This is a genomic window from Chryseobacterium metallicongregator (assembly GCF_031324065.1).
GTDB lineage: Bacteria > Bacteroidota > Bacteroidia > Flavobacteriales > Weeksellaceae > Chryseobacterium > Chryseobacterium metallicongregator.
The window spans coordinates 1-17,028 of sequence record NZ_JAVIXS010000020.1; the positions used below are offsets into that span (position 1 = coordinate 1).

Sequence of the window (17,028 nt, forward strand, 5' to 3'; positions counted from 1 at the left end):
CATATTTTCTACAGGGGTGTCAGCCACTCCGTCACCATCATTACCAGGGTTGGCAGTTGAACACAGAACATTGAACGTGTGCTGAAGATTTAGCCAATGTCCAAATTCGTGAGTGAATGTATCAGAAAACTCGTTTGAAGCCACTGTTCCTGCAGCATTAAATATATAACGTCCATTATAAACAACTCTGGCTGTATTTACTGAAGTCATGTATGAATCCGGATACCACGCCACTCCTGATTGATATAAATCCTTATTAGCATATAGGTCATTTTGGATATACACATTCATATACTTTGAATTATCCCAGGCATCTGTGCCAACTTGTGCATCATATCCGCCACCGTTGCCATATCCACCTTTGAAAGGATGAAATACCACTCCACTTGTTGCTTTTCCGGTTGGATCAATTTTAGCTAATCGAAATTCAATGCTTAGCGCTCCTCTGATAGATTGGAAGTCAGGATCTACAGTGTTTGAATCAGTGTTGATTCCATTGAAATTTAAGTTGATTTGTTGCAGCAAGTCAACTACTTTTTGGTAATTTACTTTTACATTACTCTGAGATTCTCCATACACATGAAAAACCACAGGGATGATATAGGTGGGAGAATTCACCTTTTTATTCAATGGAGTTTTGTTTGATTCCATTTTTTTTACAAAATCTTTGGTGAATTTTTCAAAATTTTCATATTCAGCCTTAGATTCAGGATGCAGTTCAAAATGTTTTTTCATCATTTCATCTGCTTTACACTCATGAGGTCTGTTTTCTTGAGCAAAACCTATTATTGGAAATAGGGAAACAAGTAGTAGTAATTTAAATTTTTTCATGATTTTTGGATTTGGTTGTTAATAAATTATTTGAATAATTAAATGGTTTTAGGCATAATTTTTTTTGTGTGTTATGTGATGTTTTTAATTAAATCTTTCAGGGTTGAATATCTTTATCTCAACCGTTGGCTTTTGGTCATTGGCAAGTTCTGAAACTGTTTTTCCAAAAATGGGTCCTAAGCTTAGTCCCATCATTCCGCCGCCGCCTGCAATAATCAGATTCTTCATTTGGGAAGACTGTCCTAAATACGGAAGTCCATCCGGAGCACAAGGTCTGTATCCGAACCAAATTTCAGATTCTTTTGGGGTTTCAACCTTGAAATCGGGTAAATATTTGGGGATGGATTGGATGATTCCTTCTACCCTTTTCATATTAATTTTATCCTGATGGGAAGCCAGCTCCATAGTTCCGCCGAAACGGATCAGTCCATTCATAGGAGTGACTGCTACTCTAGCTTCAAGTAATAATGCTGCATGCTCTAATGTATTGAGAGGATTTTCCGGTTGGTGCATCAACGAATACCCTTTTCCAGGCATTAATTGTATTTTAATACCTGCTTTTTGAGCAAGCTCAGGTAGGAATGAACCTCCTGTCATAATAAATTGATCTGCAGTAAATTCCTTTCCATTGGCAATGAGTGTTTTAATAGTGTTTCCAAAAGTTTTAAAGCCCGTTACTTGATGATGTGTATGAAAAACGACACCATTATTTTTAAGATAAGAGATCATTTGCTTCATCAGCTTCATGGGATTCATGTGGCCGTCACATTTATAATTGATCCCACCGATTACATCCAGCCGGACATTGGGCTCCAGCTCCTGAATTTCTGATTGATCCAGAATATCAACGGGTAATCCCATATTGATGGCTTTGTAAGCCAGTTCTGTTTCCTCTTCTGCAACTTTCTCTGTTTTATAGAGCATTAGAATACCATTTTGATTCAGTTCAAAATCAAATCCGTCTTTTTGGGCAATTTCATCATACAATTTGCTGCTTGCAAGATTAAGATCCCGGATTGCAGATGCAGAGTAATCAACATGTTTCTGGTTGGAATGTTTCAAAAACTTCAATCCCCAGGAAACCAGTCTGGAATTGAGTGAAGGCCTTACATAAAACGGACTTTTACTGTCAAACATCCAGCGTATTCCCTGAGCGACGACACCCGGTGCTGCCAATGGAGTAAAATGACTGGGTACAATCATTCCTGCATTTCCATAGGAGCAGTTGTTGGTAAGGTCATTCTGTTCCAGAATTTCCACCTGCCATCCTTTCTGTAAAAGGTAATACGCTGAGCTTAATCCTACTATTCCTGCACCGATAATCAGTGCTTTTCCTTTATTCTGTGTCATCTTGTTTGTTTACATCACCTGAAATCCTTGCCAATAAGGATCTTCGTCATCAATAATAATATGATTATAGCCGGTAATTCTGGCCCAGCCTTCTACTGACGGGATAATGGCTGGCCTTCCATCAACAGTAGTGGTTCCTTCAATTCTCCCTATAAACTGAGAACCGATATAGCTTTCATGAATGAATTCTTCCCCTTCTTTTAATTTTCCTTTAGCATACCATTGAGCCATTCTTGCAGAAGTTCCTGTTCCGCATGGAGAACGATCCAGAGCATTTTCTCCTACTAACACTGCATTTCTTCCACTCGCTTTAGAATCTGTAGGATTGCCCGTCCATTGAATATGACTTAATCCGCTAATATGTTCAATTTCAGGATGGAAGAATTCATATTTTTCATTGAGTAATTTTCGGATAATCTTTCCATAATGAATGAGCTGGCTGGCCGTAAAATCAGAAATATCTCTGAAATTTTCCTGAGGATCGATAATGGCATAAAAGTTTCCGCCATAAGCTACATCAGCACTTATTAATCCAAGATCCGGACATTCAACTTCCAGATTTTCAGCGTATAGAAAAGATTTTACATTTGTCAGCTTTACAGACTTTACTTTTTTCCCTTCCTGTATATAATCGATGAGAATGAGTCCTGCAGGTGTTTCAAGACGTAATTTTCCCGGAATTTTAGGAACAACAAGCCCTTCTTCAATAGCTATGGTAACCGTTCCGATTGTTCCGTGTCCGCACATGGGAAGACATCCGCTGGTTTCAATATATAAAACTCCGATATCATTATTTTCATCTACAGGAGGATACAGCATACTTCCACTCATCATATCATGACCACGGGGTTCAAACATCAGTCCTTTTCTTATCCAGTCATATTCTTTCATGAAGTGAAGCCTGCGTTCCATCATGGAATTTCCTTTTAAAATAGGAGTTCCTCCTGCAACAAGACGTACAGGACATCCACAGGTGTGTGAATCTATACAAAAAAATGTTCTGTTCATATTGTCTGTAATTTTAAAGATTCTGAATTCATTACCCCATCCACCATTCTGCTTATTTGTAACGGATTGTCATTTTTAAGCTCTTCGGGTAGAAATTCATCCGGCCAGTTCTGAAAAGAAATTGGACGAACGAAACGCTTTACAGCATCCGGCCCTACAGAGGTAAAACGGGAATCAGTAGTGGCAGGAAAAGGGCCACCATGCTGCATAGCATACACAACTTCTACTCCTGTGGGCATTCCATTGAATAATAGTCTTCCGCATTTATCTTTCAGAATATTAATCAGTGTATCATTATTACGCACATCTTCATGGGTAGCGGCTACAGTAATTGTTAACTGCCCTTTTAATTCTTGAGCAATTTTCACGAGTTCTTCCTTTGTTTCACAAGCTACAACAACACCAAACGGACCAAAAACTTCTTCACTTAATACAGGATTATTCAGGAATGTTTGGGCATTTGTTTTTATAATTGAAGCGCTTACCTTAGAATCTTCTGTTGCTGTGTTTGCTGACATTATTATTTCAACATCAGGCTGTTCTATTGCGCTACTCCTGTTTTTTTCAAAACTTTCCAATATTCCTTTGTGGAGCATATTGACAGGAGTAACATACTGAGTTTCCTCTTTTAATACAGTGATAAAACGGTCAAGAGGTTTCCCTTTCAAAGAAATAAACACTCCCGGATTGGTACAAAATTGTCCAACTCCTAACGTTAAAGAAGCAATATATTCTTTGGCCAGAGTTTCTGCCTTTGTTTCAAGCAAGTTTTGAAAGGCAAATACAGGATTGATACTTCCCATTTCTGCAAATACAGGAATAGGATTTTCACGGCTGTTAGCAATATCAAACAGAGCTTTTCCCCCATGGAAAGAACCGGTAAATGCAACTGCTCTGATGTCTTTATGCTGAGTTAAATAAGCCCCGATTTCATAAGAGGTTCCGGTAATATGGCTAAAAACTCCTTCAGGCCATCCAAATGCTTTAACAACAGTAGTGATAGCATCAGCCATGATTTGTGAAGTCTTAGGATGTGCAGGATGTGCTTTTATAATGACAGGACAGCCTGCACCAATAGCACTGGCAGTATCTCCTCCCGCAGTAGAAAATGCAAAAGGAAAATTACTGGCTCCAAAAATGACAACAGGCCCAATGCCTACATTGTATTTTCTGAGATCTCCTTTTTGTTTTTCAGGCTGCGCAAGATCGAGTCTGGCTTCTGTATATATGCCGGCAGCAACCGCTTTTGCATAGCTTCTCCATTGTCCTGTTGTTCTGGCTTTTTCACCAATAAGTCTGGCTAATGGCAAAGAAGTTTCGGCATGAGTAACTTCCAGAAGCTCTACTCCTAATACTTCAATCTGATCCGCAACAGCATTCATAAATTCTGCCCGTTCATTGATGGTTGTATTCTTCAGGAATTGAAAAGCTTCAACAGCCATCTGGATTCTTTTATCAATATTTTGTGTGGGTGTTTCTTCCATCATATTTGTTGTTCTGGAATTAATAATTCGGGACGATTAGCTCTGCCCTCTTCAATAATTTTTTGAATTTTTTCAGCTTCTTTTCCATAAAGTTCTAGACGTGGAGCTCTTACATATGGATTGCTTATTCCTTCTGCTGTTGCAGCCAGTTTAATATATTGGATAAGTTTAGGGTGAATATCCAGTTCCAACAATGGCATAAACCATCTGTAGATCGCTACAGCTTTATCATACTCATTTGCTTTCACATGATTGTACATCGCCATGGTTTCATTAGGAAACGCATCTACAAGACCTGCCACAAGACCGTCTGCTCCAAGCATCAGGGTTTCCAGACAAATTGTATCTACCCCACCAAGAATTTTGATCCTTTTTCCAAAACGGTTGATCATTCTGGTTACATTCGCGAGATCTCTTGTTGATTCTTTAACAGCCTGAATGGTCGGATATTCAATAAGCTCCTCGAACATTTCAAGGGAAACATATATTCCATAATCTATGGGATTGTTATAAATAAGAATAGGAAGATCTGTCGCAGAAGCCACTGCTTTGAAATACTCAACAACTTCATGGTTGTCTGCTTTGTAACGCATAGGTGGAAGCAACATGAGACCGTCTGCCCCTAATTCTTTTGCTTTTTGGGCAAAGTTGACTGCATTTTTGGTAGTATTTTCAGAAAGATTGAGAATGACAGGAATTCTTCCCTGCGTTATTTTTTTTGCGTATTTCAACAGTTCAAATTTTTCTTCTGTTTCCAAAGCACTGGCTTCTCCTAATGTTCCTGCAAGGATAATTCCGTGAACTCCTGCTTTAATCTGGGCTTCTGTATTGATAGCAAACATTTCAAAGTCTATCCCACCTTCTTTTGTAAAAGGAGTTAATACAGCGGGATAAATACCTTCCCAGTTTAGTTTTGTACTCATATCAAATAATATTTATCCAAAACTAGCAGAATTTCAAAACGGTAAATGTTAATATTTTAATAGGTTCTAACCGTATTTTAACATGTTGTTTTTTTATTGCTCTATGGTAGCCTCTTTATAATGCTTCAGGTATTCTTTAGGAGAATATTTCATAATGGATTTGAACACCCTGTTAAAATTGGTAAGGCTATTGAATCCACTATTAAATGCAACAGATGAAATACTGTACATATTACTGGCAGTTAATAGTCTGCAGGCCCTTTGTACACGAAGTTCATTGAGGTATTCAATATACGTAATGCGGGTACGTTTTTTAAAAGACCGGCAAAAAGCCTGAGGTGTCATACAGGCTTCTTTGGCAATAAGATCGAGAGTCAGTTTACTTTGTGTAAAATTTTTCTTGATAAAAGTCTGCGCATCTATAATTCTTTGATCAGTATCAGAAATAGGATTAGGTAAATTCTTTTCTGAAGATAACGGAATATGCAAATGCCTGTTTTGCATAAGATGATTTAAAATCCTGATAAAATCGATAATCTGATCTACTCCTTTAGTTTTTTGCAGGGCAGCAATATCTTCTGCGATACTTTTTTTAAGCTTGGCTGCCACCTGGAAACCTACTTCGGAATGATTGATGAAATTTTTTAGTTCCTCAAATTCAGGTAAGTCGAAAAATGCAGCAATCTTTTTATGAGGATCAAAGAAAATAGAGATGGCATGAACCTTCTGTTTTTCATTTTTCTCAAAATTGCCCCTGAAAACATGGGATTGATTAGCTCCGAGATAGAAAATATCGCCCGCTTCAAAATTAAAGAGATTCTGTTCTATGGCCAGTGTGCCATGTCCTTTAAGAATCCACATGATTTGCGTTTCTGTATGACGATGGAAATAAGGATAGAAATTAGGCATTATATCTTCCTGAATGCGAATACTTTTGTTGGTATCGGCGGGAACAGAAAACTGGAGGCTCTTCATCATAATATGAATGCTTTACTGGGTTATTAGATTAACAATGTTAAAATATTGCTGAAGTTAAGCAAAATATGAACATTAAATATCATATTAAAATCCAAATTTTACATATTCTTATTTTTAATGAATAAAGTACTATAAATAGTACAAAATCGTAACTTTAAACTTTTAAAATAAAAAGTATTCATAATATATGTTTTCAGCACAAACTTATCAGGACAGAAGGTCAGTATTACAAAGAAATGTGTCTAACGGAATCTTATTATTTCTGGGAAATATAGAGAATCCTGTAAACTTTGAACACAATCCTTATTATTTCCGCCAGGATAGTACTTATTTATATTATTTTGGAATTCAGGAACCCCGAATTGCAGCCATTATTGATATTGATGAAAATAAGACCATTGTTTTCGGAGATGAACTAAATATTGATGATATTGTGTGGATGGGCAGGCAGGAAACCTTGAAAGGAAAAAGCCTGAAGTCCGGAGTACAGGAAACTTTACCTTATGCAGAGCTTTCTCAATATATTGTAAAAGCAAAAGCTTCAGGAAGAAAAGTACATTATCTTCCTCCCTATCAGTCTTCCAATAAAATTGTACTGGGGGATCTTCTTGGGATTAAAATTGCTGAATTGCAACCATCTGTGGAAATGATTAAAGCTATTGTAAAACAGCGCTCCATCAAAGAACCTCAGGAAATTGTACAGATCGAACAGGCTGTGAATGTATCCAATGAAATGCATTTACTGGCAATGCGTGCAGCAAAGCCGGGAATGAAAGAATATGAAATTGCCAACGCAATCCAGTATCTTGCGGCCAACAAAGAGTGTCAGATGTCTTATCCACCTATTGTGACGATCAACGGAGGGATTCTGCATAATCATTACCGCCTCAATACCTTAAAAGAGGGAGATCTTTTCCTCAATGATTCCGGAGCAGAAACAGCGATGGGATATGCAGGGGACCTTACGAGAACCTTTCCTGCAGGCAAAACTTTTACAACCCAACAAAAGGAAATGTATGAAGTTGTTCTGAATGCTTTCAACAATGCCCAACAGCTTCTGAAACCGGGAGTACGATTTAAAGATATTCACCTGAAAGCAGCACAACATCTGGTAGAAGGGCTTATCGATCTCGGATTGATGAAAGGAAATCCTGAAGATGCGGTAAAGAATCATGCTCATACACTATTCTTTCAGTGTGGGCTTGGGCATATGATGGGACTTGATGTACATGATATGGAAGACCTTGGAGAGCAATATATTGGCTATACTGAAGACGAACCAAAAGATACCAAAACATTCGGATTGAAATCTTTACGTTTAGGGAAAGCATTGGAGTCTGGTTTTGTTGTAACGGTTGAGCCCGGTATTTACATGATTCCGGATCTGATTGATATATGGCAGTCCGAAAACAAAAACGCAGACTTTATTAATTATGATAAAGTAAATGAATACCGGGATTTCGGAGGAATTCGTGTGGAAGATGATTTCCTGATAACAGATAATGCTTACAGACTTTTAGGCAATGGACTTATCAAAACGGTTGAAGAAATTGAAAATTACAGAGCTGAACATTTAGCTTAATTTAAATCATATTTATGAGGAACATAAAAAAAATAACATCTATTGCATTGTATTTCCTGTGTTTGTCCCCATTGGCAGCACAGAAAACTCAATGGACTCCTGATGGTAATGCGTATTATTCATTTACTAAAAAAGGGGTTGAAATTGTTGACATACTGCATCCCGGGAAAGATCAGCTTCTTTTAAATAGTAGCGAACTGGTTCCTACAGGAAGTTCTGAAGCCTTACAGGTACAGAGTTTTCAGGTATCTCCTGATGATAAAAGTTTATTACTTTTTGCCAATACAAAGAAAGTATGGAGAGATAATACCCGTGGAGATTACTGGATTTACGACAAAAATACTAAAAAGCTTACCCAATTGGGAAAAGGGTTACCCACTTCCTCACTGATGTTTGCAAAGTATTCTCCGGATGGCAAAAAAGTCGCTTATGTGTCTAAGCATAATATTTATGTTGAAGATCTTTCCAGTAATCAGCAGACTAAAATCACCACAGATGGTACAGACGGAATAATCAACGGAACTTTTGACTGGGTATATGAAGAGGAGTTCGGAACTCAGGATGGATTCAGATGGTCTCCGGATGGAAGTAAAATTGCTTACTGGAAGCTGGATGCACGTGATACGAAAAACTTCCTGATGATCAATAATACGGATAGTCTGTATTCTTTTACCGTTCCCGTAGAATATCCAAAGGTGGGAGAAAATCCTTCCGGATGCAGTATCTGGTTTTATGATCTGGCCTCCAAATCTTCAAAGAAAGCTGATATTGCAGGGGATGAAATGCAAAACTATATCCCAAGAATGGAATGGGTGCTGGATTCTAAATCCATTATTCTGCAGCAACTGAACAGAAAGCAGAATCAAAGTAAAATTATCGTAGCAGATGCCAACTCCGCACGCAGTAAGACGATTCATACAGAAACCGATGCGGCATGGATTGATATAAAATCCCGATGGAATGACAACGATCCAAAGGGTTGGGACTGGATTGATAATGGAAAAGAATTTTTATGGCTTTCTGAGAAGGACGGATGGAGACATATTTATAAAATAGATATGAATGGTAAGGAAACATTAATTACAAAAGATGCTTACGATGTCATAAAACCGGAATTCTTTGATGTTAAGAACAATCAGATTTACTTTTTAGCTTCCCCCAATAATGCCACTCAGAAATACCTGTACAAGGTAAGTATGAAAGGAGGAAAAGCCCAAAAAGTAACCCCTGAATCCTATACGGGTTCTAATACTTATACAATATCACCCAATGGAAAAATTGCCCTGTTTACGAATAACAGTATCAATGCATTTTCCGCAGATGCAGTGATATCACTTCCGGAACATAAAGAATTAGTTGCTGCCAACAGGTCTGTAAAAGCAGATCCTGCAAAATCTAAAGCTGAATTTTTCCAGATTACTACACAGGACGGTATTACATTAGATGGATGGGTAGTAAAGCCTAAAAATTTCGATCCTAATAAAAAATATCCTATCGTTTTCTACGTATATGGAGAGCCTGCTCTGCAAACAGTTACAGATGATTTTTATACCGGCTGGAATTGGTTATATGCCGGAAATATGGCTGAAGATGGTTATTTATATGTTTCTATTGAAAATCGTGGCACACCTTCTCCTAGAGGAAGCGAATGGAGAAAATCTGTCTATCGTAAAATAGGTCAGATGAATATCCGTGATCAGGCTATGGGAGCGAAAGCTTTATTTGCAAAATGGCCTTATATCGATACTTCAAGAGTTGCCGTATGGGGCTGGAGCGGTGGAGGTTCTTCTACCCTGAATCTTTTAGGACAGTATCCTGATATTTATCAAACAGGAATTGCCATTGCACCGGTTGCTAATCAGTTATTCTATGACAATATCTATCAGGAACGTTATATGGGGCTTCCACAGGAAAACAGAGAAGATTTTGTTAAGGGTTCACCATTAGCTTATGCTAAAAACTTAAAAGGAAACCTTCTGTTGGTTCATGGAACGGGTGATGATAATGTACATTATCAGAATACAGAAGTATACATCAATGAACTGGTAAAATACAACAAACAGTTTCAGCTGATGTCTTATCCTAACCGTAGCCACGCTATTAATGAAGGAGAAGGAACATCGCTGCATCTGACAACTATGTTTACAAAATATTTAAAAGAACACTGCCCCCCGGGAGCAAAATAAAAATATACAAAAACCTGCATTATTGCAGGTTTTTGTATTTAAAGAGAAATTGGTATCTTAAACTACGATTTAGTAATGATGATATAATAACTTGTGTCACCACCAGTTGGTATATTGAGTAAACATTCATTGTGAGTTAACTGATTAGGTTCTCCGCCTATATATTGAAAGAAAAGTGCTACTTTTTGATTAGGTACTGTTGTTTGTAATGTATGTGTTAAGATCTGAGCATTTGAAAATGCATAAGATACAGTTGTTGTATTTCCAAAATCATCCCTGTTTGCGTTAATAATTCCTCCTGAAGTAGTATTAGAAGTATAAGTACTGCCGGATGCTGTGGCAAAAACGGTATTTATATTGATCTGTCCGGAGAAACTATAATTTTGAGTGTTATTATATCTGTTGCAACGAATTGATCCCCAGGTTTCAAAAGAATATACACCAGGCTCAGGAATTACAATATATTTAACATTACTTACCGACTGCCCATTCACTGTTGCCGAAGCATCTGTACCAAAGGTAAATCCTGCGCTATTGCCCTTTAAGCCGGCATCATTATTAATAGGAATATTGATATATTGATTGGGGTTATATAGCGAAAATCCGCCTGTGTTGGTAGTAAATGAATAAGTGGCAGGATAGTTGGAAAGTTGCTGATAATACAAATATTTAACAGTGACTGGCATTACTACACTATTTCCAGAGGCATCCACTCCTAATTTATTGAAGGGAGGAGTATAAGCCGGTGATGAAAGTTCAAGTAAATTTTCATGCCTTATATTAAGTACTCCGGCAGAGTTTACATGTAATAAGGCTGTGGGTGTGGAAGTTCCTATATTAATTCCCACCTTTCCTGTATTGATGACTTTCATAAGTTCTGAAGAAGAAGAATTATTAATTTCCAAAGCTTTCGTCCCACTAGTATTACTTTTAGATACAACATCAAGAGTGGCAGTAGGCGTCGCTGTATTGAATCCTATATTGCTGCTTTGAGCAAATAAAAAGAAGGAAACAAATGTAAATGGTATAAAGAATATTTTGTTCATTACCTTTTTATTTGCAGTTATAACTTAGAAATAATAAATGTTGCTTTTTTTTCCAAACCAGCAGCCTCTGAAAGAGAGCATGCATTTGTGTTGAACTGATCACCTGTTCCCCAGTTAGTAAATAGAGCAAGTTTCTGATTGGCTGTTGTAGTAGCTATAATAGAAAACATACTATTTTGTGAGGGATAATCATATTGCTCTGGGCTACTTAAACTACCTGCACTGTCACGTAGAGGAAATATATTGCTGCGTATACTGGCCTGTTCATTATAAGTAGTACTTCCTGTAGCTGCCAGATAAATACTGCTAACTGCACCTATAAAATTGTTTCCTCCATTGCTTCCCGATATAGCACCAGTACAATTAATAGAATACTTTAAATTTAGTTTATATACGCCAGGATCAGGAATGGTAATGTAAATTACATTGGTTGCCGGATTACTTCCTCCGGAGGTTCTGTTAAGCGTTGCAGATGCATCAGTGCCCAATGTTACATTTAGTGAATTACTGGCAATACCGGTAGCCTGGAAAGGCAAACTGTAGAAAATACTATTATTGTAAAGAGAAAATGGAGAAGTTGTCTGAGAGTTGTCGATAGTAATGTAAGAATAAAGTACAGCAGGTACATAGGTACCTACATATCCATTAGCATCTATTGCAATAGGTGTTACACTGCCTGCTAATTGGGGAAGATTTTCGTAACGGATACTTCCTTTGGTATGCAGCTTAGCAGTTGGGATAGGTGCGTTTATTCCCACATTCCCATTATCAAGAACTGTCACCATTTCCGTTCCTGTGGAATTGTTTATTTCCAATGCCTTTGTAGTATTGGTATTGCCTTTTGAGACGATATCCAGTGCAGCAGACGGTGATGACTGATTAATGCCTACTTGGGAATGGCTTAATGCAAAAGTAAGCACAAAAGCCTGTAATAATATTTTTTTCATCCTGTGTTATTTGGTGACAAATCTGCATTAAAAATCAAAATATATCAAATAAATATATACAACATAAATACATCACGCATACAACACAAGTTTCTCATTTTAATCTAAGTTATTAATTTTCAATTATTTAATTATTCTATTATTGTATCAATATAGATTTATTTTATTTATATCTTGACAAAATGAACTGTAAAAATTACCATCAAACATATTATGCAAAGAATAACATTTTTTTTAGTATAAATATTCATAAAAAAATAATATTGAAAAATTACGGCTCTGTACATATTTATTATTTAAAAAAAGAAACTCATCTTCCCGAATTTCATTTAAGATAAATTATTATTATTTTTGAATTAATAATTCTAACATCATTCATGAAACTACCACCCTCCTATTATTCCAATCAGGATGTTCTTTTTCTGGCACAGGACCTTTTGGGAAAAGTACTTTTTACCAAAATCAATGGTGAAACAACAGCAGGAATTATTGTAGAAACAGAAGCCTATTTTGGCGTTAAGGATAAAGCTTCCCATGCCTATAAAGGCAGACGTACAGATCGTACAGAAACATTATACAGTCATGGCGGTGTATCTTATGTGTATCTATGCTACGGGGTTCATCATCTTTTTAATGTGGTGACTTCAGTGCAAGATGATCCTCATGCTGTTCTTGTGAGAGCTATAGAACCTTTAATTGGAACAGAAATTATGGAACTCAGAAGGAATATGTCAGCTTCTAAACCTTCTATTTCTGCAGGCCCCGGATCGGCAGCGAAAGCATTAGGAATTGACAGGACATTCAATAAAAAAGATCTGGCCGGACATGAGATCTGGATTGAAGACCATGGAATTTCATATGCTCAGGATGAAATCAGTGCAAGTCCTCGTATTGGTGTTGCCTATGCACAGGAAGATGCTCTTTTACCCTGGCGTTTTTTTGTGAAGGGAAATAAATATGTGAGTAAACCTAATAAAGTATAAATATCAGGATTCATGGACCGAATGATGGAACTCTTTATAATACATCACCAGACTATCAAGAGAAAAACCTCGGTTCAGACCGCTTGTATTGGGTAAAACCCATACTTTTGCCCCGCAAAAATCTTCTGGCTGCTCTCCCCAAAGAATTTCTTTTTTCTTAGAAAATGCTTTGTAAGCTGCTTTGCCTAGAAAAGCAACATATTTCGGTTGATATTTTGTTATTTTAAGTTTAAAATTTTCAAGAGATTCATCAAATTCTTCCTTTGAAAGTTCATCTGCACGGGAGGTTGCTCTAGCCACAGCTGTCGTTAGTCCATATCCAAAATCCAGAAGAGAAGTATCATTCACCGCTTCTATTTCATAGGGTGTAAACCCTGCCTGATGCAGTACTTTCCAAAAACGATTACTCCTCCCTGAAAAATGGTGGCCGTCATTTGAGGATTTTAAACCTGGATTAATTCCACAAAAAATAACGTTAAGATGTGTTGAAATAATGTCTGTCAGCATAATGATATTAAGTTACTTCGTGGTATAAAGGTATCACTATTTGTGTTATTCAAATTCCATTATATTATTATATTATATGAAACGTTTCATCTTCGGTAAAATACATTCTATCTCTGTTTTTTGCCGGATCACATAGTTTATAGTATTGATTATAAATTGATAGCGGTAATTTTGTATTGTAAAAGCAATGAATTTTCTTTAATAGATTTTCATTCTCAATATCATTAAAACAAAAATAGTATGAACTGGATTGCATTAATTATCGCAGGAATTTTTGAGATTGGATGGCCTTTGGGGCTTAAATTATCCCAACAACCGGAAAATAATAAATGGAGCTGGATCATGTTTTCGATCTTATGCATGACCATCAGTGGTGGATTTCTCTGGTTTGCTCAAAAAAGTATTCCTATAGGAACGGCATATGCAGTCTGGACAGGAATTGGGGCGGTAGGAACTTTATTGGTGGGCATTCTTTTTTTTCAGGATTCTGCAAGTATTTTAAGATTGCTTTCTGCTTTATTGATTGTAGTGGGAATCATTGGTCTTAAGGTATTTTAAACAAAAATTGGCTTAAGATAATTATAAGTCTTAAACCAAAACATTATTCAACATTCAAATAATAAACTATCTTCATTTATATTTGCCACCCTTTGAATCGAAGGACTTAAAATTCCCCTCCTTTGGAGGGGTGGCAAAAATTCTTTGAATTTTTGACGGGGTGGTTTTAAACATAATTTCACTTCTCAATCCTAAAGCTCTATCAATGGCTTATAAGTTCTCCCCACGGGAAGTTTTTTTCCATTGATCTGAATAATATTGACAGATTTCACCTCTATTTTTGATCGTGATATAATATAGGATTTATGAATGCGGACAAACATTTCGGGATTTAGAATTTCCTCTATTTTACTGATGGGCATTTTAAAAGTGAAAGTCTTTGTCTTTGTATGAATATGAATGTATTCTCTTAAACTTTCAATATAAAAAATATCCTGGAGAATAATTTTAACCTTCTTTTTACCACTGTTCATGAAAATAAAATCACGTTCAGAAACTTCAAGTAAAGCATCTTCTGCTTCCATCAAATACCTGAATTTTTCAATAGCAGTCAAAAAACGCTCATAAGGAATGGGTTTCATCAGATAATCCGCAATATCTAGCTCATAACCTTCTACCGCATACTGATGGTAAGCAGTTGTAACAATCACAAAAGGAGGATTTTTTACATTTCTGAGAAAATCAAAGCCCTTTATTACAGGAAGATGAAGATCAAGAAACATTAAATCTACATCATGAATACTTAAAAGACTGCTGGCATATACTGCATCGGCACATTTTCCTACGAGATTCAGTTCCGGATCTCTAGAAATGAAATTTTCCAGTATATCAGCAGCAATAGGTTCATCTTCTACAATAATACAGTTGTATCTTTTAGTGGCTGGTTGTATCATGGAAATCAATGATTAAAGTTATAATATAGCGGTTATTCTTATCTTCTACAGAAAGCGTATGATTGGGATAAAGCAATTCGAGCTGCCTGCGGATATTTTTCAGACCTATTTTTGTGGAATGCTCATGGGGTTGTTCCTGTTTGGAGTTTTCTATGAAATAAGTAAGAATTCCGTTTTTTAATCGGATATCTACTGTAATGAATGCTTCTCCCAGGGTTTCGGAAACGCCATGTTTAAAGGCATTTTCTATAAACTGTATCAATATCAGTGGTGAAATTTCCTGAGAAGCATTATCAATATTTTCTGTAAAGTTCACAGTAAGCTGACGGTAACGAATCTTCTGAATCTGGATGAAATCTTTAATATTCTCAATATCCTTGACTACAGAAATAGTTTTTTCTGCAGCTTCGTAAATATTATACCGCATTACTTTGGAAAGCTGCAGAATAACATCCGGAGTTTCATCTGCTTTTTTCAGTGCCATTCCGTAAATGTTATTAAGCGTATTGAAAAGAAAATGAGGATTGATCTGAGCCTTCAGCATAGTAAGTTCCTGATCTAGTTTTTCTGATTTTAATTGAGAGATCTGTTCTTTGAGTACATTCTTTTGTCGTGTAATTTCAACCCCAAAAATAAGACCTACCATAAAAATCAGATCCATAAAAGAATTAAAAGCCACATAGCCGTTGATAAATCCTGTAGCATGCTTTCCGTCCAATGTTTCTGTAACGCCATAGATCTCAGGATAAAAAATATAATGGGTTAAAAAACGGTGAACCAAAACAGCTGCTATTACAATGAGAATACAGAAAATATATTTAAAAACATGCTTAAGATCAAGCCTTTCGTTTACATACAGCAAAGCATACGCTAAGGGAATTTTCACAAAAAGATATCCGAGCTCCAGCATAAAGGTATTCTGAAGTCTTATCTGCCATTTAAAATCCGGAAACTGATATCTGGACCAGTAAAAGTCAAGGTAAATTTCCAGAATATAATACAATATCCAAAAAAGCAGATGAATCCGCCATTTAGATTGACTGTCTGATTTCAAGCTTATTATCATTTAAAAGTACAAAGTACTATTTGTTCTCTCAAATATAAAAAATAAGTCTATTAAATGAAGGTTACCATCTACCAACTATCAGTATTGATGATGGCTGCTAATAAAGGACTATGAAAAAACAAATGATTTTAAAATGTTACCTCTTCTTTTTATTCATAAAATTCAGGGAAACTTCGGGGTACATCAGATTAAAAAAACTGAAGATCAGCAAAACATTGAACTCAATACCATTAGTTCCGCCACCTGCCACAAACCATCCATTTTGCCAGTGGACGTAATAGATTCCAAAAATGAAAATCAAAATATTACAAACAGCCACTGGCTTGATCCATCTGTCAACCCAGATTAATGGTACCGATAAAAGATGGGTCAGTTTTACTACCCAGGCTATATAAATTCCTACAGGATTGAAACCTAATCCATTCAGATAGATCTGTCCAAAGTCATTTACATCCCCACTGAAAATAGAAATCAGACTATGCATCAGCAAGATCACTGAAAGCGCAAAACGGAGGTAGAAACTCTTTTTCATAGAAACAAAATTAGTATACAAAAACAAAGGCACAATATTCTGAATATCAACAACTGTTAAATCAATATAAACGTTTTATGTTCGTGGTAATTATAACTTTTATTGATGAACAGTATTTTAATGAGATATTAATTTTATAACATATTTCAATATA

16 protein-coding genes are annotated in these 17,028 nt (G+C 36.4%); 4 read left to right on the forward strand and 12 right to left on the reverse strand.

Annotated elements, in window-relative coordinates; all coding sequences use genetic code 11:
• The 6 genes from REB14_RS17900 to REB14_RS17925 form a co-directional block, all read right to left on the reverse strand.
• A partial coding sequence (locus REB14_RS17900; RefSeq protein WP_309522878.1) for a M43 family zinc metalloprotease occupies window positions 1-831 on the reverse strand: 831 nt, incomplete at its 3' end.
• Between the two features lie 84 nt (window positions 832-915).
• Complete coding sequence (locus REB14_RS17905; protein WP_309522879.1) at window positions 916-2,181, reverse strand: NAD(P)/FAD-dependent oxidoreductase; 1,266 nt, start codon at window positions 2,179-2,181, stop codon at window positions 916-918.
• A 9-nt stretch (window positions 2,182-2,190) separates the two neighbouring features.
• Window positions 2,191-3,189: a 4-hydroxyproline epimerase gene (locus tag REB14_RS17910; protein ID WP_079241727.1), complete on the reverse strand. Its 999-nt coding sequence runs from the start codon at window positions 3,187-3,189 to the stop codon at window positions 2,191-2,193.
• A complete protein-coding gene (locus REB14_RS17915) occupies window positions 3,186-4,676 on the reverse strand; it encodes an aldehyde dehydrogenase (NADP(+)) (RefSeq protein WP_309522880.1) in 1,491 nt (496 codons plus the stop codon). Before REB14_RS17915 ends, REB14_RS17910 begins: the two co-directional genes overlap by 4 nt.
• Window positions 4,673-5,596, reverse strand: coding sequence for a dihydrodipicolinate synthase family protein (locus REB14_RS17920; protein WP_079241725.1), 924 nt, complete (start codon window positions 5,594-5,596; stop codon window positions 4,673-4,675). Before REB14_RS17920 ends, REB14_RS17915 begins: the two co-directional genes overlap by 4 nt.
• 93 nt (window positions 5,597-5,689) lie before the next feature.
• Complete coding sequence (locus REB14_RS17925; protein ID WP_238594408.1) at window positions 5,690-6,574, reverse strand: AraC family transcriptional regulator; 885 nt, start codon at window positions 6,572-6,574, stop codon at window positions 5,690-5,692.
• Window positions 6,575-6,761: 187 nt separating this feature from the next.
• Here REB14_RS17925 and REB14_RS17930 point away from each other — a divergent pair, with 187 nt between their 5' ends.
• On the forward strand, window positions 6,762-8,156 hold the full coding sequence (locus tag REB14_RS17930; protein ID WP_309522881.1) for an aminopeptidase P family protein: 1,395 nt from the start codon (window positions 6,762-6,764) through the stop codon (window positions 8,154-8,156).
• Between the two features lie 14 nt (window positions 8,157-8,170).
• Complete coding sequence (locus REB14_RS17935) at window positions 8,171-10,342, forward strand: S9 family peptidase (RefSeq protein WP_099049842.1); 2,172 nt, start codon at window positions 8,171-8,173, stop codon at window positions 10,340-10,342.
• Window positions 10,343-10,404: 62 nt separating this feature from the next.
• On the opposite strand, the gene REB14_RS17940 is transcribed toward REB14_RS17935, so the two are convergent.
• On the reverse strand, window positions 10,405-11,388 hold the full coding sequence (locus tag REB14_RS17940) for a hypothetical protein (RefSeq protein ID WP_309522882.1): 984 nt from the start codon (window positions 11,386-11,388) through the stop codon (window positions 10,405-10,407).
• 17 nt (window positions 11,389-11,405) lie between these two features.
• Window positions 11,406-12,335 (reverse strand): hypothetical protein, encoded by a 930-nt coding sequence (locus REB14_RS17945; RefSeq protein ID WP_309522883.1) that lies wholly within the window; start codon window positions 12,333-12,335, stop codon window positions 11,406-11,408.
• Between the two features lie 377 nt (window positions 12,336-12,712).
• On the opposite strand from REB14_RS17945, the gene REB14_RS17950 reads away from it, so the two are divergent.
• Window positions 12,713-13,318 carry a DNA-3-methyladenine glycosylase gene (locus REB14_RS17950; protein WP_079241721.1) on the forward strand — a complete coding sequence of 202 codons (606 nt, stop codon included), beginning with the start codon at window positions 12,713-12,715 and terminating at the stop codon, window positions 13,316-13,318.
• A gap of 3 nt (window positions 13,319-13,321) precedes the next feature.
• Here the strand turns inward: REB14_RS17950 and mug are convergent, their stop codons facing one another.
• A complete protein-coding gene (mug, locus tag REB14_RS17955) occupies window positions 13,322-13,825 on the reverse strand; it encodes a G/U mismatch-specific DNA glycosylase (RefSeq protein ID WP_079241720.1) in 504 nt (167 codons plus the stop codon).
• A 240-nt stretch (window positions 13,826-14,065) separates the two neighbouring features.
• On the opposite strand from mug, the gene REB14_RS17960 reads away from it, so the two are divergent.
• Window positions 14,066-14,383 (forward strand): DMT family transporter, encoded by a 318-nt coding sequence (locus REB14_RS17960; protein ID WP_034698029.1) that lies wholly within the window; start codon window positions 14,066-14,068, stop codon window positions 14,381-14,383.
• A 191-nt stretch (window positions 14,384-14,574) separates the two neighbouring features.
• Here the strand turns inward: REB14_RS17960 and REB14_RS17965 are convergent, their stop codons facing one another.
• The 3 genes from REB14_RS17965 to REB14_RS17975 form a co-directional block, all read right to left on the reverse strand.
• The gene (locus tag REB14_RS17965) at window positions 14,575-15,276 is read right to left on the reverse strand and encodes a LytR/AlgR family response regulator transcription factor (protein ID WP_309522884.1); all 702 of its coding nucleotides are present in this window, start codon (window positions 15,274-15,276) and stop codon (window positions 14,575-14,577) included.
• Complete coding sequence (locus tag REB14_RS17970; RefSeq protein ID WP_309522885.1) at window positions 15,257-16,330, reverse strand: sensor histidine kinase; 1,074 nt, start codon at window positions 16,328-16,330, stop codon at window positions 15,257-15,259. The genes REB14_RS17965 and REB14_RS17970 overlap by 20 nt, the downstream gene beginning before the upstream one ends.
• Window positions 16,331-16,478: 148 nt before the next feature.
• Window positions 16,479-16,874, reverse strand: a complete 396-nt coding sequence (locus REB14_RS17975; RefSeq protein WP_309522886.1) for a DoxX family protein — start codon at window positions 16,872-16,874, stop codon at window positions 16,479-16,481.
• Window positions 16,875-17,028: the final 154 nt, after the last annotated feature.

What these genes read in the sequence shown, in the direction of transcription:
- REB14_RS17905 (WP_309522879.1), bottom strand. Translation starts at nt 2,181, where the DNA reads ATGACACAGAATAAAGGAAAAGCACTGATTATCGGTGCAGGAATAGTA.
- REB14_RS17910 (WP_079241727.1), bottom strand. Translation starts at nt 3,189, where the DNA reads ATGAACAGAACATTTTTTTGTATAGATTCACACACCTGTGGATGTCCT.
- REB14_RS17915 (WP_309522880.1), bottom strand. Translation starts at nt 4,676, where the DNA reads ATGATGGAAGAAACACCCACACAAAATATTGATAAAAGAATCCAGATG.
- REB14_RS17920 (WP_079241725.1), bottom strand. Translation starts at nt 5,596, where the DNA reads ATGAGTACAAAACTAAACTGGGAAGGTATTTATCCCGCTGTATTAACT.
- REB14_RS17925 (WP_238594408.1), bottom strand. Translation starts at nt 6,574, where the DNA reads ATGATGAAGAGCCTCCAGTTTTCTGTTCCCGCCGATACCAACAAAAGT.
- REB14_RS17930 (WP_309522881.1), top strand. Translation starts at nt 6,762, where the DNA reads ATGTTTTCAGCACAAACTTATCAGGACAGAAGGTCAGTATTACAAAGA.
- REB14_RS17935 (WP_099049842.1), top strand. Translation starts at nt 8,171, where the DNA reads ATGAGGAACATAAAAAAAATAACATCTATTGCATTGTATTTCCTGTGT.
- REB14_RS17940 (WP_309522882.1), bottom strand. Translation starts at nt 11,388, where the DNA reads ATGAACAAAATATTCTTTATACCATTTACATTTGTTTCCTTCTTTTTA.
- REB14_RS17945 (WP_309522883.1), bottom strand. Translation starts at nt 12,335, where the DNA reads ATGAAAAAAATATTATTACAGGCTTTTGTGCTTACTTTTGCATTAAGC.
- REB14_RS17950 (WP_079241721.1), top strand. Translation starts at nt 12,713, where the DNA reads ATGAAACTACCACCCTCCTATTATTCCAATCAGGATGTTCTTTTTCTG.
- mug (WP_079241720.1), bottom strand. Translation starts at nt 13,825, where the DNA reads ATGCTGACAGACATTATTTCAACACATCTTAACGTTATTTTTTGTGGA.
- REB14_RS17960 (WP_034698029.1), top strand. Translation starts at nt 14,066, where the DNA reads ATGAACTGGATTGCATTAATTATCGCAGGAATTTTTGAGATTGGATGG.
- REB14_RS17965 (WP_309522884.1), bottom strand. Translation starts at nt 15,276, where the DNA reads ATGATACAACCAGCCACTAAAAGATACAACTGTATTATTGTAGAAGAT.
- REB14_RS17975 (WP_309522886.1), bottom strand. Translation starts at nt 16,874, where the DNA reads ATGAAAAAGAGTTTCTACCTCCGTTTTGCGCTTTCAGTGATCTTGCTG.